15 protein-coding genes are annotated in these 14,476 nt (G+C 45.8%); 10 read left to right on the top strand and 5 right to left on the bottom strand.

The window, feature by feature from the left end:
* Positions 1 to 134: 134 nt before the first annotated feature.
* On the bottom strand, positions 135 to 320 hold the full coding sequence (locus HZF10_RS12095) for a hypothetical protein (protein WP_176006481.1): 186 nt from the start codon (positions 318 to 320) through the stop codon (positions 135 to 137).
* Between the two features lie 235 nt (positions 321 to 555).
* Here HZF10_RS12095 and HZF10_RS12090 point away from each other — a divergent pair, with 235 nt between their 5' ends.
* Together HZF10_RS12090 and HZF10_RS12085 are read left to right on the top strand one after the other, a co-directional pair.
* Entirely contained in the window at positions 556 to 1,509 is a 954-nt protein-coding gene (locus HZF10_RS12090) for a T9SS-dependent choice-of-anchor J family protein (RefSeq protein ID WP_176006480.1), read from the top strand.
* A gap of 103 nt (positions 1,510 to 1,612) precedes the next feature.
* Complete coding sequence (locus HZF10_RS12085) at positions 1,613 to 2,917, top strand: T9SS type A sorting domain-containing protein (RefSeq protein ID WP_176006479.1); 1,305 nt, start codon at positions 1,613 to 1,615, stop codon at positions 2,915 to 2,917.
* A 46-nt stretch (positions 2,918 to 2,963) separates the two neighbouring features.
* Here HZF10_RS12085 and HZF10_RS12080 read toward each other — a convergent pair whose 3' ends face one another.
* Together HZF10_RS12080 and HZF10_RS12075 are read right to left on the bottom strand one after the other, a co-directional pair.
* Positions 2,964 to 3,731, bottom strand: coding sequence for an alpha/beta fold hydrolase (locus HZF10_RS12080; RefSeq protein WP_176006710.1), 768 nt, complete (start codon positions 3,729 to 3,731; stop codon positions 2,964 to 2,966).
* Positions 3,732 to 3,836: 105 nt separating this feature from the next.
* Positions 3,837 to 4,550: a pyridoxine 5'-phosphate synthase gene (locus HZF10_RS12075; protein ID WP_176006478.1), complete on the bottom strand. Its 714-nt coding sequence runs from the start codon at positions 4,548 to 4,550 to the stop codon at positions 3,837 to 3,839.
* Positions 4,551 to 4,649: 99 nt separating this feature from the next.
* Between HZF10_RS12075 and HZF10_RS12070 the strand changes: the two genes are divergently transcribed.
* The 8 genes from HZF10_RS12070 (at position 4,650) to murI (ending at position 12,896) form a co-directional block, all read left to right on the top strand.
* Entirely contained in the window at positions 4,650 to 5,309 is a 660-nt protein-coding gene (locus HZF10_RS12070; protein WP_176006477.1) for a CBS domain-containing protein, read from the top strand.
* Positions 5,309 to 6,193 carry an NAD kinase gene (locus tag HZF10_RS12065; protein WP_176006476.1) on the top strand — a complete coding sequence of 295 codons (885 nt, stop codon included), beginning with the start codon at positions 5,309 to 5,311 and terminating at the stop codon, positions 6,191 to 6,193. Before HZF10_RS12070 ends, HZF10_RS12065 begins: the two co-directional genes overlap by 1 nt.
* 164 nt (positions 6,194 to 6,357) lie before the next feature.
* The gene (gene porG, locus HZF10_RS12060; RefSeq protein ID WP_176006475.1) at positions 6,358 to 7,038 is read left to right on the top strand and encodes a type IX secretion system protein PorG; all 681 of its coding nucleotides are present in this window, start codon (positions 6,358 to 6,360) and stop codon (positions 7,036 to 7,038) included.
* Complete coding sequence (gene uppS / locus HZF10_RS12055; RefSeq protein ID WP_176006474.1) at positions 7,039 to 7,779, top strand: undecaprenyl pyrophosphate synthase; 741 nt, start codon at positions 7,039 to 7,041, stop codon at positions 7,777 to 7,779.
* A gap of 7 nt (positions 7,780 to 7,786) precedes the next feature.
* Positions 7,787 to 10,423: a BamA/OMP85 family outer membrane protein gene (locus HZF10_RS12050; RefSeq protein WP_317171624.1), complete on the top strand. Its 2,637-nt coding sequence runs from the start codon at positions 7,787 to 7,789 to the stop codon at positions 10,421 to 10,423.
* Positions 10,424 to 10,458: 35 nt separating this feature from the next.
* Positions 10,459 to 11,526: an OmpH/Skp family outer membrane protein gene (locus tag HZF10_RS12045; protein ID WP_176006472.1), complete on the top strand. Its 1,068-nt coding sequence runs from the start codon at positions 10,459 to 10,461 to the stop codon at positions 11,524 to 11,526.
* A gap of 28 nt (positions 11,527 to 11,554) precedes the next feature.
* Positions 11,555 to 12,058 (top strand): OmpH/Skp family outer membrane protein, encoded by a 504-nt coding sequence (locus HZF10_RS12040; protein WP_176006471.1) that lies wholly within the window; start codon positions 11,555 to 11,557, stop codon positions 12,056 to 12,058.
* Between the two features lie 61 nt (positions 12,059 to 12,119).
* Positions 12,120 to 12,896, top strand: coding sequence for a glutamate racemase (gene murI / locus HZF10_RS12035; RefSeq protein ID WP_176006470.1), 777 nt, complete (start codon positions 12,120 to 12,122; stop codon positions 12,894 to 12,896).
* Here murI and HZF10_RS12030 read toward each other — a convergent pair.
* On the bottom strand, positions 12,893 to 13,411 hold the full coding sequence (locus HZF10_RS12030; protein ID WP_176006469.1) for a gamma carbonic anhydrase family protein: 519 nt from the start codon (positions 13,409 to 13,411) through the stop codon (positions 12,893 to 12,895). The genes murI and HZF10_RS12030 overlap by 4 nt on opposite strands.
* Positions 13,412 to 13,448: 37 nt before the next feature.
* Positions 13,449 to 14,447, bottom strand: coding sequence for a PorP/SprF family type IX secretion system membrane protein (locus tag HZF10_RS12025; RefSeq protein ID WP_176006468.1), 999 nt, complete (start codon positions 14,445 to 14,447; stop codon positions 13,449 to 13,451).
* Positions 14,448 to 14,476: the final 29 nt, after the last annotated feature.

Here is a 14,476-nt window from a genome sequence, read left to right as displayed (position 1 = left end):
CAAGAACAGTTTATACTGCAAAACGAGGCCGAGGGATTGGTCGTGCCGCAACCGTTTCCGATGATTCGTTTTTGAGTGCTTCCCGAACAATTTACGGAGATTTGTGTTTTTATCCATACCGGCGATCCATAAGCCTAAGTACTGACGACATTCCCGTCTTCATCTCTCCACACGTCTGTTGTGAAATCCCATATCGTCGCGAGTGTAGTTGTAGGAACCGTGACATCGGTATGAATAAGTGACGTGCAGGTATTATAACCTGAATTCGTGCCGTACGCATAGACCTTAAAGCTCACGTTACCGGCAGTTGCGTTGGACAAAGAAATACTTTGGGCATTAATTCCCCAAAAGAACACACAGCAAATAAAAAGAAGAATTTTTTTCATGATCAAATGTTTATTTTGGATTTATAATAAACGGGGCAAAACCAAATTAGGCAAAAATCAGTGACTGTCAATAGACAAGACAGGTAAAAAATTTCCCAATTTTTTCTTATATTTCAAGACCATACAAATATTTTTCTACATTTGAGCTAATTAAATCCTATTAAAATTTATGAAAAAACTTTTACTTTCTATTTTCGCGGTTTCCTCTTTCAGCGCAGGCGCACAGGTAACCGTTTTTCAGGATAGCTTCGAAACGTACGACGACTTTCTCATCTCGGGATTCGGTGATTGGCTCACGCTCGATATCGATGGACTCGGAACATACGTTGGAGGTCTTCCTGACGAAGCTACACCTTGGCCTAATGCCTTTGACCCGCAAGCCTGGATGGTATTCAACCCTACCGCCGCAGGCGTAACCAACAGTACCGAATCATGTGCTACTTCCGAAAACCGCAATTTTGACCCACACACAGGTTCTAAATATGCAGGAAGCTGGGCAGGAAGCCCAGAGGGCACGGTTACTAGAAACGAAGACTGGCTCATAAGCCCGGTAATCAATCTTGGCGCATCGAACAACCAAGTGAAGTTTTGGGTGAAACAACTTTCGAGCTGCTACGGAATCGAAAGCTTTAAAGTAGGTGTCATCTCTGGCACAACGACAATAGATGAAAATACTACTAGCGCATCTTTCCAGGTCATTTCAGGAATTCCAGGAAACGTGAGCGCTACGGTAAACTGGGAAGAAAAAACATACAACATCCCTGCATCTTTTGCCAACTCTTCTGTTCGCGTTGCAATCTTGAACAGAAGCGCAGATGCTTACATGCTTATGGTTGACGACTTCTCTGTTTTGTCATCGAACATGTCTACAAACGATGTTTTGGCTTCTAAATTCTCGGTATATCCAAACCCTGCGAACAACGTAGTCAACATCAGCAGCTCTGATGCTATCGCCGTAAACCAAATCCAGATTACAGATTTGAACGGACGCGTCGTTAAACAAAACCAGTTTGATGGAGTAGCACAAGCTCAGATAAACGTAGCGGATCTCGCATCTGGCGTTTACATGATGAACATCACATCTGCAGAAGGTGTTGCTGTAAAGAAAATCGTTCGCAACTAAGCGAAAGACGATATTTTGTTAAAGTCCCGATTCTTGAAAAAGAATCGGGATTTTCTATTTTAAAAAGGTTATATTTGAGTAACAGCAACTTATAAACTCAGATATGAAAAAACTTCTACTCTCTTTAGTATTGGTCGGTTCTGTAGCCCAAGCACAATTCTGGACGCCAAAAGCGACGGGATTCGCAACCGCAAGCCGCGGGCTGGACTGCTTTGCCATAGTAGACCAAAATGTGATTTGGGCCAAAGCCTACGATGGATCCGGAGCGGCAAACCAAACCATCAAGGACATTACAAAAAGCATAGATGGCGGAAACACCTGGACACCTGGAGTCGTGAGCGCTTTTTCGATAAGCACGCTAGCTATGTCGTCGATTACCGCAGTTTCTGCAAATACGGCTTGGGTATCGATGTATCCGACCGGAGCAGCGACCGGAGGCATCTGGAAAACCACCAACGGCGGAACCAGCTGGACCAAGCAAACCACGGCACTTTTTACCGGAGGCACTTCATTTACGAACCTTGTATACTTTTGGGACGAAAACAACGGCGTCTGCCAAGGCGATCCTGAAGGCGGATATTTTGAGATTTACACCACTTCGAACGGAGGAACTACCTGGACGCGAGTCCCGTCAGCGAACATTCCCGCTCCTCTTACGGGCGAATACGGATATGTCCATAATTACGATGTCGTAGGGAACACGTTTTGGTTCGGCACCAACCTTGGCCGCATTTTCCGCTCAACGGACATGGGCCTGACCTGGCAAGTATTCCAATCGCCAGTGAGTGATTTCGGAGGCACGGGCGAAAGCGGACAGTACACCTTTTCCGATCAAAACAAAGGTCTTTTGAATTCAAGCTTCGGATTGCTTTGGAGCACAACCGACGGTGGAGCAACGTGGACACCAGTAGTACCGACGGGAACTTTCGGCAACAACTCTCTTGAATATGTTCCGGGAACTACCAACGTGATTTCTACTGGAGGTGCCACAGGTTACGGTTCTTACTACAGTCTCGACGATGGTTTGACCTGGCAGGTTGCCGAAGCCACGACCCAATTTACCGTTTTGGCTTTTAGAGACAACACTACCGGTTTTGCAGGCGGATTCAACACGAATGCCACGACTGGAGGCGTTTTCAAGTACACAGGCACACAATTGCGCACCATCGACCTGACGCGAGAACAGGTAAGCGTTTACCCGAATCCGACAAATGGCATCGTGAACATTACCGGAGCCGATGTAAAACAAGTAACCGTTTTTGACATTTCGGGCAAGAAGGTATATCAAAACGAATTCATGCCTGGCGATGCCAATGTAGACCTTTCGGTTCTTGAAATCGGAACGTATTTACTTCAGGCCACGGACGACAACGGATCGGTAAAAACAATAAAGGTCATAAAACAATAATGAGATTCCATGAAAACAGAAAGCCCTTCGTTTTGAAGGGCTTTCTTTATTGCTTGAAGAAAAACAAAGTGGCTTCGAGAAACTCCTGCGGCTTTTCGGCATGCAACCAATGTCCCGCATTTTTTATGGTCGCAAACACCGCTTTTGGAAAATGCTGGCGAATACCGTCGAAATCTTCGTCTTTGACGTAATTGGAATTGCCTCCGCGCAGGAAAAGGGTCGGCTTGTCGAAAATCGAACCCTGCGGCAAAGCTTGGCCGATGTTTTCTATTTCCTTTGTCAACACAGGCAGGTTAAAACGGAAGGCCAATTGCCCGGGTTCTACCCAATACAGGTTTTTCATCAGGAATTGAATCGTACCTATGTCGTCTCCCAAAAAGCGTTTCATGATTTCCTCGATATCGGAACGGCTCGGCTTTACGGTGAAGTCGACGGCATTGAGCGCCGCAAGGATGTCCTGGTGATGTTGCCTGTAATATCTTGGGCCGATATCGGCTACGACCATTTTTTCGATCATTTCGGGATACTTCATCGAAAAGAACATCGAAATCTTGCCGCCCATCGAATGGCCGATCAAATCGAAAGACGACAGATTTTGGGATTTGCAATATTCATACACGTCGTTCACCATGGCTTCATACGTGGAAACATCCGAATGGAAACTTCTTCCGTGGTTGCGCATATCGAGTGCGTGAACCTGATAGCCCTGAGCCGCGTATTGGCCGGAAAATGTTTTCCAATTGTCCGAAGTACCAAGAAAACCATGTATGATGAGAAGCGGCTTGCCTTCTCCTTCTATTCTTGAATGCAGGATTTCCATTTGATTTTGGTTTTAGCGGTTGGGATTTCGACGCAGGAGAAATCTCAGTCAGTACAAATCGACTGGCAGAGATTTCTCCTGCGTCGAAATCCAAAAAAATTACTTCAAACGCTGCAAATACATATTCACCACGTTCTCCAATCCGAGATACAAAGCCTCGGAAATCAACGCGTGCCCGATCGAAACCTCAAGCAGGTTCGGGATGTTCTGCTTGAAGAATTTGAGGTTGTCCAAACTTAAGTCGTGACCCGCATTGACGCCCAATCCGAGTTCACCTGCGCGTTTCGCGGCCGCAGCATAAACTTCCACACTTTGAAGATTGCCATTGCCGTATTCGGTGGCGAAACTTTCGGTGTAAAGCTCGATACGCTCGGTTCCGGTTTCGGCAGCACCTTCGACCATTTCGATGACAGGATCGACAAAAATCGACGTTCGGATGCCGTTGCGCTTGAATTCCGAAATGACCTCACGAAGAAAATCGCGATGTTTTTTGGTTTCCCAACCTGCATTCGACGTGATCGCATCGACCGCATCGGGCACGAGCGTCACCTGATCGGGTTTCACCTCGAGCACAAGATCGATGAAATTCTTTTCTGGATTGCCTTCTATATTATATTCGGTATGCACGATCGATTTCAAATCGCGTGCGTCCTGATAGCGGATGTGGCGTTCATCGGGCCGCGGATGTATCGTAATACCTTGCGCACCGAAGTTCTGGATGTCTTTGGCAGCCTTCAACAAGTCGGGCACATTTCCACCTCTTGCATTTCTCAAGGTGGCTATTTTATTGATATTCACACTAAGTTTCGTCATAAGGAAAGTGCTTGTTTGCCTTACAAAAATACAAACTTAAACAGGGGCGATTGTCCCAATTTTTGATTAATTTGCAGTCTCAAACCCAGCATTGGCGAGATGAGCGAGATTTCTGAATATATCAACAACGATTACAGGCCGATAGACGCACGCGAAACCGTGGCATCGATCAAGGATTTTTTTGCCGAGGAACATTTCACGCATTTCCCGATCGTAGAAGAATCGGTTTATGTAGGTTCTATCGGGGCCGACGATGTCGAGACTTTCGAGGACGACAAAGAAATTTCGCAGTATCGTTACGCTTTGGAAGGTTTTTTCGCACGCACGAACATGTTGTGGCTCGATGTACTTGAACTGTTCGCGAGATACGAAACTAACGTCGTTCCGGTTCTTGACGAAACCAATAAATATGTCGGTTATTACGAAAGCGCCGACATCATCAAGTTGTTCAACGAAACCCCGTTCCTCAAGGAGCAAGGCGGCATCATCATCGTCGAAAAGGGAATCGCCGATTATTCGATCGGACAGATAACCCAGATCGTCGAGAGCAACAACGGCAAGATATTGGGCATGTTCATTTCGGAAGCGACCGTAGAAAAAGTGCAGGTGACCGTAAAAATCGCGATCGGCGGCATGAACGATATTTTGCAGACGTTCCGCCGTTATAATTACGAAATCATTTCGGAACACCAGGAAGACAATTACCTGAACAGCCTGCGCGACCGCTCGGATTATCTCGACAAATACCTGAACATCTGATGAAAGTCGCGATTTACGGGCAATACTACCAAAACAGTACCGAGCCGATCATCAGGGATATTTTCGTGTTCTTCAACAACAACCACGCCGACCTTCATATCGAGGCCGAATTCCTCAAAATACTATACGACAAAGGCATCGTCAAAAAAGAATACAAGACGTTTTCCTCGTATTCCGACTTGTCTCCCGATTTCGACATCCTGATTAGCATCGGCGGCGACGGCACGATTTTACGCGCTGCGACATTGGTGCGCGATTTAGACATACCGATTTTGGGCATCAACGCCGGACGTCTCGGATTTTTGGCCAGCGTACAGAAAGACCACATAGACGAATTCATGCAATATGTGATCGATCGCAATTACAAGATTTCGGAACGCACGTTGTTAAGTTTGGAAGTGACGCCCGAAATCGAATCGGTCAAACAGATCAATTTCGCGATGAACGAAGTTTCGGTAAGCCGAAAGGACACTACTTCGATGATTACGATAGAAACCTGGCTCAACGGCGAATACCTGAATTCATATTGGGCGGACGGATTGATCATCTCTACTCCTACCGGATCGACCGGCTATTCGTTGAGTTGCGGCGGCCCGATCCTGACGCCGAACGTGCAAAGTCTGGTCATCACACCTATCGCGCCTCACAATTTGAACGCGCGCCCGCTCGTAATTCCGGACAATACCGAAATCAAACTCAAAGTCTCGGGACGAGAGGAACAATATTTGGTTTCGCTAGATTCGCGCATCGCTTCGGTCAAAAACGAGTCGGAACTCACCATCAGGAAAACGCCTTTCGCGATCAAGATGGTCGAAGTTCCCGGAGAGACTTTCCTCAACACCTTGCGAAACAAACTCTTGTGGGGCGAAGACAAGAGAAATTGACGCAAATTTCGCACGGCCGATACTATTAACGCTTTCGCTTCCGTTTCCTATTTGTCTTTTGCGCAAAAATATTCACTAACAGTGTGATATAATTTGAGAGAATTACCCCGAAAAGCCTTCGGGAGTGGTCTTAATTGTTATATTTGCACGCTATTTTCAAATCGATGAACAAGATTTTTGTTGTATTCATTTGCATTTTCGGCCTGTCGGTGTCGAATGCCCAGATCCACGAGATTGGCGTATTTGCGGGCGGCAGTAATTTTATTGGCGATGTAGGACGCACGAATTACATACGTCCTAACGAATTGGCCTACGGAATTCTTTACAAATGGAACCGCAGCCCTCGACATTCCTGGAGATTTTCGTATACCCAAAGCAAGCTGACGGCGAACGATCTGGATTCGGACATGCAGGCGCGCAAAACCCGCGGCTATAACTTCGAGAACCATGTTAAAGAGTTCTCGGCAGGACTTGAATTCAACTTTTTTGATTTTAATTTGCACGAAGGAAAAAAGCTCGTCACACCTTACGTTTTTTCAGGCCTTAACTATTTCATTTATGAGGAGTTATATCAGCTTGACGGATACAAGAAAGATTACCGGGCCGGCTCATTTGCGATTCCGATGGTAGTGGGCGTGAAATCGAATATAGCCGAAAATTGGGTGCTTGGGCTTGAAGTGGGCGCACGCTGGACGTTTACCGACAACCTCGACGGAAGCAACCCGAAAAACGAGAACCTCACCGAACTAAAATTCGGCAACATAAACAATAAGGACTGGTATATGTTTTCTGGCCTCACCCTAACTTATACCTTTGGAAACAAACCCTGCTATTGTGCAGATTAGATGGAACTTATAGACCGCATAAATAAAGACAATCTTCCTAAACACCTCGCCATCATCATGGACGGGAACGGCCGTTGGGCCAAACAAAAAGGCATGATGCGCGCCTTCGGGCACGAAAACGGTACCAAATCGGTGCGCATGGCGGTCGAAACCTGTGCCCGTCTCGGCATAGAAAACCTTACCCTTTACGCTTTTTCTACAGAAAACTGGAACCGCCCGAAACTCGAGGTGGAAATGCTCATGAAATTGCTCGTCAATTCGCTTAAGAACGAATTGAAGACGCTTCAAAAAAACGACATCAGGCTCAATTCGATCGGCAATTTGGACAAGCTTCCGAAAGGCATCCAAAAAGAGCTCAAGGATGTTATCGAAAAGACGAAAAACAACTCGAGGATGACGCTCACTTTGGCGCTGAGTTACGGCTCCAGGGAAGAGCTAACCTCCGCCATCAGGGAGATTGCGACTAAAGTTAAAAATAATATAATTGTAATTGACTCGGTTGACGAATCAATTATTAATCAGCATCTTTACACGCATAATTTACCCGATGTAGATTTGCTGATCCGCACCAGCGGAGAGCATCGAATCAGTAATTTCCTGCTTTGGCAAATCGCTTACGCCGAGTTGTATTTTACTGACGTACTGTGGCCTGATTTCAAGGAGGAAGATTTATATCAAGCCATCATCAGCTATCAGAAACGGGAGAGGAGATTTGGAAAAACCAGCGAACAAATTAAATAATTTCTTAGTGTTACAAAAGAACTTAGGGCTAGCTCTTATCGTATTGATTTTCGGAACATTTTCGCTCCGTGCACAAGACAGGCTTCAGGGTAGAAAATATATCCTTGCCGACGTGGCCGTTACCGGAAAAATCACGTTTAACCAGCAAACCGTCGTTACCTTTACAGGGCTTCAGAAAGGGCAGGAAATCCAGGTTCCTGGAGAACAGATCAGTAACGCTATCAAGAAATTGGGGAAACTCGGGCTTTTCAGCGACATTGACTTTTATGTAGATCACGTGAGAAACGACTCGATTTGGCTCGAACTCAATATCAACGAACTTCCTAAACTAAGCGACGTCAAGATTACAGGCGTCCGAAAAGGCAAAATCGACGATTTAATCAAGGAAACAGGTCTCACCAAAGGAAAAGTCGTCAATGAAAACTTGATTACGACCACGAAGAATTACGTCGAGAACAAGTATAAAAAGGACGGCTATTTCAGCGCCAAGGCCAACATCAATACGATTCCCGACACAACCGCCGGAAACCAGGTGAAAATGGTCGTAGCGATCGATCGCGGCAAGAAAATTAAGATCGACGACATTGAATTCGAGGGCAATCAGACGTTCACGGACGGGCGCTTGAGACGTTCGATGAAAGGCACCAAGCAGCGCAATTTCCTTCGCGTGTGGAAAGCCTCGAAATTCATCCCCGAAAAATACAAAGAAGACCTCACCGCAGTTACCGATCTTTATAAGGAGAACGGATACCGCGATGCACGTATCGTTTACGACTCGGTGAAATTCGACAAGAAAGACAACGACATCAACATCAAGATCAAACTTGAGGAAGGTCGTAAATATTACTTCGGAAACATCAAGTTCTTAGGAAACACGGTATATTCCGATCAGATGTTACAGCGTATGCTCGGCATCAAGAAAGGCGACACCTATAACGGGGTCATGCTAGAGAAAAGGATTTCAGACAAGACGTCTCCCGATTCGGACGACATCACGAACCTATACCAAAACAACGGTTATCTGTTTTCAAGCATCAATGCTGTCGAAACGCGTACTTATAACGATACGATCGATTTCGAGATCCGCGTGATTGAAGGTCCGATCGCCTATTTCAACAAAATCAGCGTAGTCGGAAACGACCGCACGAACGACGAGGTCATCTATCGCGAATTGCGTACAAAACCCGGCCAGAAATACAGTAAGGAAGAAATCGTACGTACTATCCGTGAATTGGGTGCGCTTGGGTTCTTCGACCCTGAAGCCATCCGTCCGGAACTCAAAAACGTCGACGCAGCCGCAGGAACGGTTGACGTAGAATGGGGACTTGTAGAAAAAGGATCGAGCCAGGTCGAATTGCAAGGTGGTTACGGCGGCGGCGGTTTCATCGGAACGCTCGGTTTGTCGTTCAACAACTTCTCGATGCGTAACATCTTTAAGAAGGAAGCATATCACCCTCTTCCTATGGGCGACGGGCAGAAAGTATCGTTGCGCCTTCAGGGAAGCTCGTATTTCCAAACGTACAGCGCTTCATTCTCGGAGCCTTGGTTCGGCGGTAAAAAGCCGATTCAGTTCAGCGCTTCGGTGTCGCACAGTAAACAATATTTGGCGAATTACAGCGGCGGTTCAGCGAACGTTGACCGCGACAAAAGCTTCAACATTACGTCGCTTTCGGTCGGTTTGGCCAAGCGTTTGACGATTCCCGATGACAGCTTCGTGATCTCACACAGCTTGAGTTTCCAATATTACGACCTGAACAATTACAACACCGGGCTTTTCACATTCGGTGATGGTTCTTCGCGAAACTTGGCTTATACTGTTGGGTTGTCACGCAACAACAAAGGAACGAACCCGATTTTCCCGATGTACGGTTCGGAGTTCTCGATCACGGCAAAACTCACGGCTCCATATTCGTTGTTCAACAAGATCGATTACGGCGACCTCAAAAACCAGTTGGAATACAAGCTTACCAACCAAACGGGCAGCGGGTATTTTGACAGTAACAACCATTGGGTAGCTCCTGGCGATTACATCAATTCGAACGGGAATTACGTGTCTCCGGCAAATGCTTTGGATGACGCAGCTGTCGACCAATCGAAAATTGACCAGAAGAAATTCAACTGGCTGGAATACTACAAAATAAAATTCAAAGCAGATTGGTATACCAAAATTTATGGTAAATTAGTGCTCCGTACTTTGGGCGAATTCGGCTTCCTTGGTGCCTATAACAACGAACGAGGGCTGGTTCCTTTCGAGCGTTTCTTCTTAGGTGGCGACGGATTGGCGAACTTCTCGATGGACGGACGCGAGGTGATTCAGTTGCGCGGTTATCCGAACTACTCACTCTCGTCTACAGACGGTGGTACTATTTACAATAAGTTCTCGATGGAATTGCGTTATCCGATCTCTTTAGCCCAGACAGCATCTATCTATATGCTTACGTTTGCCGAAGCCGGAGCTTCCTTTGACAATTTTAAAGAGTATAATCCGTTTGTATTGCAACGCTCTGCCGGTTTTGGTTTGCGTGTTTTCATGCCAGCGTTCGGATTGCTCGGTATCGATTTCGGACATGGCTTCGATGCCATTCCTGGTCAATCAGGAAGAAACGGATGGGAAACGCACTTCATTATCGGCCAGCAATTCTAATTGTGGCACGATATTTAGTAAAGCATTTTATAGTTATGAAAAGAATTCTTTTTTTACTGTTTCCCGCATTTCTGTTGACGTTTAATGCCAGTGCGCAAAGCCGTGGCATCCGTGTAGGTTACATCGACATGGAATACATCCTTAAAAATGTACCCGATTACGCCGAGGCCAAAAACCAGCTCGAGCAGAAAGCGCAAGGTTGGAAACAGGAGATTGCAGCCAAGCAAAACGACATCAACAAACTCAAGGAAACCTTAAAAACTGAGAGAGTTCTTCTTACCAAAGAATTGATTGAGGAACGCGAAGAAGAAATCGCTTTCCAGGAAAAAGAACTACTCGATTACCAACAAAAGCGTTTCGGCCCTACGGGCGATCTCATCACGCAGAAGGCCGTTTTGGTAAAACCGATCCAAGATCAGGTCTTCACGGCTGCACAGGACATAGCCGAAGCAAAAAAATACGATTTCATTTTCGACAAATCTTCCGATATGACCATGCTTTTCGCCGCGAAGAAATTCGACATCAGCGATCAGGTTATCCGGGTTCTGAACCGTGCCCAACGCCGCGAACAGATGAGTAAAAAAGAGCTCAAGGAAGAAATGAAGAAAGAGGCGCTTGAGGATATGGTCGATGAGAATCCGGCGATGGAGGAACGTCAGAAAAAACTCGACGAGAAAAAAGCAGCCCGCGAAAAATTGATCGAGGACAGAAAATTAGCCGCCGAAGCCAAAAAGAAAGAATGGGAAGAAAGCAGAGCCCGCGCGAAAGCCGAGCGTGAAGCCAAGAAAAATGGTACTGCAGTTCCGGCTACAAAAGAAGCTACCGACAAAACCGCTACCGATAAAACGACTTCCGACAAGACAGCAACCGATAAGGTAACGCCAAAAAGCGAAATGGAAGAAGCCAAAAAAGTATCGGATTCAACAAAAGCCGCTAAAACGCAATCTTCGGCAGAAGCACGCGCAAAAGCTCTTGAAGACCGCAAAAAAGCGGCCGACGAAAGACGCCAGAAAGCACTCGAAGCCCGTGAGGCCTTGAAGAAACAAAAAGAAGAAGAACGTCAAAAAGCGGCACAGCCCAAAGACTCAACGAAAACAAATTAAAAACAAATAATAATTAATACTAAAAATGATGAAACAATTGAAAACTTTGCTAATAGCCGCGGTAGCGTTTTTGGGGACAACCCAAGCTATGAATGCCCAAGCGAAAGTGGCACATGTGGATGTTAGCGAAATCATGCAGAAGATGCCGGCGATGCTCGATGCCCAAAAACAACTTGAAAAACTAAGCAGCACATACGATACAGAATACAAAACGATGGTCGATGAATTTCAGGCCAAAGTCAAAAAATATGAACAAGAATCTACAACCGTAACCGAACAGGTGAACGAAGAGCGCTCTAAAGAAGTTCAGGACATGCAGAAAAGAATCGTCGATTACCGCGACAATGCACAAAAGGAACTTCAGAAAAAAGAAGCTGATCTTGTAAAACCGATCATGGACAAAATCAAAGCTTCAATCCAGAAAGTAGGTAAAGCGAAAGGTTTCCAATACGTGCTTAACGCCGCAGACCTTTTGGTTGCAGATGGTCCGAACATCACTGCCGATGTGAAAAAAGATTTGGGTTTCCAATAAATCGAAATCCCCAACAATACAAACTGCCTTTAATCGGGCAGTTTTTTTTTACTTTTGTTTTATGCACAATAACCATCCGATTGGCGTATTCGACTCAGGAATTGGAGGCACTTCCATCTGGAAGGAAATCCATAGCCTTTTGCCTAACGAAGACACGATTTATTTAGCCGACAGCAAGAACGCTCCTTACGGTCAACGTCCCAAGGAAGAAATCGTCGCCCTTAGCGAAAAGAATGTTGAATTCCTATTGGAAAGAAACTGCAAACTCATCGTCGTAGCCTGCAATACGGCAACCACCAATGCAATAAAAGAATTAAGAGCGAAGTACAATGTGCCTTTCGTCGGGATAGAACCGGCCATCAAACCTGCCGCATTAGACTCCAAAACCAATGTAATAGGCGTTTTGGCTACAAAAGGTACGCTCAGCAGCGAACTATTCCACAAAGCCGTGGAAACGTACCAAAACACCAAAATAATCGAGCAGGTTGGCTATAACTTAGTTTCGCTTATAGAGAACGGACAAATGGAATCGGATGAGATGACGCGCTTGCTTCACGAATACCTGAATCCGATGATACAAGCCAATATCGATTACCTCGTTTTGGGATGTAGCCATTATCCGTATCTGATTCCTCAAATACGACAGATCGTACCCGACCACGTCCAAATTATCGATTCGGGAAGAGCCGTCGCACGTCAAACGCAGCATCTTTTGAAGGAAGTTGCGGGTATAGCTGAGCCGCGAATCGGAAAAACGGAGTTCTACACGAATTCCGATCCGGCCGTACTATCCCAAATCCTCGGAAACGAATATAAAGTCGCTGTATTGGACTTTTAATCCTCTTCCTTGAACCAGGAAGCATACATCACGTAATTGTTCGATATACGCCCAATTTCGCCCGAAAAAGCCGATTGGTCGATAGCCTTGACTTTCTTTGCCGGTACGCCTGCATAAATACTTCCGGATTCAACAACCGTATTTTGGGTAACCACGGCTCCGGCTGCAATGATCGAATTGCTTTCGACGACACAATTATCCATGACTATCGCGCCCATTCCAACCAACACATTGTCTTGGATCGTACAGCCGTGAACGATCGCATTGTGGCCAATCGAAACATTATTTCCAATAATCGTCGGATGCTTTTGATAGGTGCAATGGATGATCGCTCCATCCTGTATATTCACCTTGTTACCGATTTTTATGAAGTGGACGTCACCTCTCACGACGGCATTGAACCAAACGCTACAGGCATCGCCGAAAACGACATCCCCAACTATGGTCGCGTTATCGGCTACAAAACAATCTTCGGGTATGACGGGACTTTTCCCGTTAACGGATTTTATCAACATGGTATAAAAAATAAGTCCCGACGAATCGGGACTGTTATTAATTAACTGCAGGGCAGTTACAGTGGTATTTCTCGCGTTGGCAGAACACATTCAAACCGAGTGTGATCTGGTGGTAGCCTCCGTTGTCGAATTTGATCGCACCGGTAACCGCAGAATACGTATATGCAAACATGAAGTTGCCGTAGTTGATTCCGACAAGTGGCGTGATGTACTGCAAGTGTTGTTCTTCACGGCTGTTTCCGTCAAGGTATTCCGCACCGTCGAATTGTCTTCTGTACGAAAGACCACCCCAAAGCCTACCCCAATCGAATGGTTTGTATACTTTTAGGTTTACATCGATCGCTTTTTCGGCAGTCTCGTCGGTATACTGGAACAAAATCGATGGTTCCCAAAGCAAGCTATCTTCGTTTCCAAAAACATAACCTGCGCTCAAGAGGAACTTTCTCAGGTTGTCTGACTCATATCCTGAATAAATATCCCTTCTCGTTTCAATCGCATTCTTAACTGTAAAGTGGGCATAGAAATCAAGGAAGTTATACGAAGCCCCAATATCCACATTGAAATAAGAATCCTTTTGGACGATCGTTCCATCCACGTTCGGATCGTAATCCCCTGAATTCAGAAAGTCTGTTTCGTCGAGCCTGCTTTGGATCAATCCGGCACTAATACCGAATGAAAGCTGATTCAAATCCACTTCGTCCCTAGAGAACATAAGGTGGTGGGCATAGGTCAATTTGGCTCCTGTTTGGGAATGGTATCCGTTCCTGTCGTTGAACACGATGATACCTGCTCCCGAACGCTCACCTACCCGACCGTTGAAACTTACGGTTTGGAGTGCCGGAGCATCGTCTTGGCCGAACCATTGGTTACGTGCCGTCACCCTAAGCTTTGCGCAATTAGCCGCACCCGCCATGGATGGATGGATCAGATAATAGTTATCTGTCAAATAATCGGAATAAACTGCTATGCCTTCTTGTGATACCGCGAACTGTGTTATAAATAATAATGCAATTAAATACCTCTTTTTAAGATTCATGGGGTTTATCGTTTTAATGAAAAATGGGC

Origin of the sequence: Flavobacterium agri (genome assembly GCF_013401995.1) — a bacterium.
Lineage (GTDB): Bacteria > Bacteroidota > Bacteroidia > Flavobacteriales > Flavobacteriaceae > Flavobacterium > Flavobacterium agri.
Note: the sequence above shows the minus strand (reverse complement) of the source record. Positions and strands in the feature narration are given on the sequence as shown.

Bases quoted from the DNA above. Each gene is read 5' to 3' on its own strand.
- HZF10_RS12065 (WP_176006476.1), top strand. From the start codon at position 5,309: ATGAAAGTCGCGATTTACGGGCAATACTACCAAAACAGTACCGAGCCG.
- HZF10_RS12025 (WP_176006468.1), bottom strand. From the start codon at position 14,447: ATGAATCTTAAAAAGAGGTATTTAATTGCATTATTATTTATAACACAG.
- HZF10_RS12075 (WP_176006478.1), bottom strand. From the start codon at position 4,550: ATGACGAAACTTAGTGTGAATATCAATAAAATAGCCACCTTGAGAAAT.
- HZF10_RS12070 (WP_176006477.1), top strand. From the start codon at position 4,650: ATGAGCGAGATTTCTGAATATATCAACAACGATTACAGGCCGATAGAC.
- HZF10_RS12045 (WP_176006472.1), top strand. From the start codon at position 10,459: ATGAAAAGAATTCTTTTTTTACTGTTTCCCGCATTTCTGTTGACGTTT.
- HZF10_RS12090 (WP_176006480.1), top strand. From the start codon at position 556: ATGAAAAAACTTTTACTTTCTATTTTCGCGGTTTCCTCTTTCAGCGCA.
- murI (WP_176006470.1), top strand. From the start codon at position 12,120: ATGCACAATAACCATCCGATTGGCGTATTCGACTCAGGAATTGGAGGC.
- porG (WP_176006475.1), top strand. From the start codon at position 6,358: ATGAACAAGATTTTTGTTGTATTCATTTGCATTTTCGGCCTGTCGGTG.
- HZF10_RS12040 (WP_176006471.1), top strand. From the start codon at position 11,555: ATGAAACAATTGAAAACTTTGCTAATAGCCGCGGTAGCGTTTTTGGGG.
- uppS (WP_176006474.1), top strand. From the start codon at position 7,039: ATGGAACTTATAGACCGCATAAATAAAGACAATCTTCCTAAACACCTC.
- HZF10_RS12085 (WP_176006479.1), top strand. From the start codon at position 1,613: ATGAAAAAACTTCTACTCTCTTTAGTATTGGTCGGTTCTGTAGCCCAA.
- HZF10_RS12030 (WP_176006469.1), bottom strand. From the start codon at position 13,411: ATGTTGATAAAATCCGTTAACGGGAAAAGTCCCGTCATACCCGAAGAT.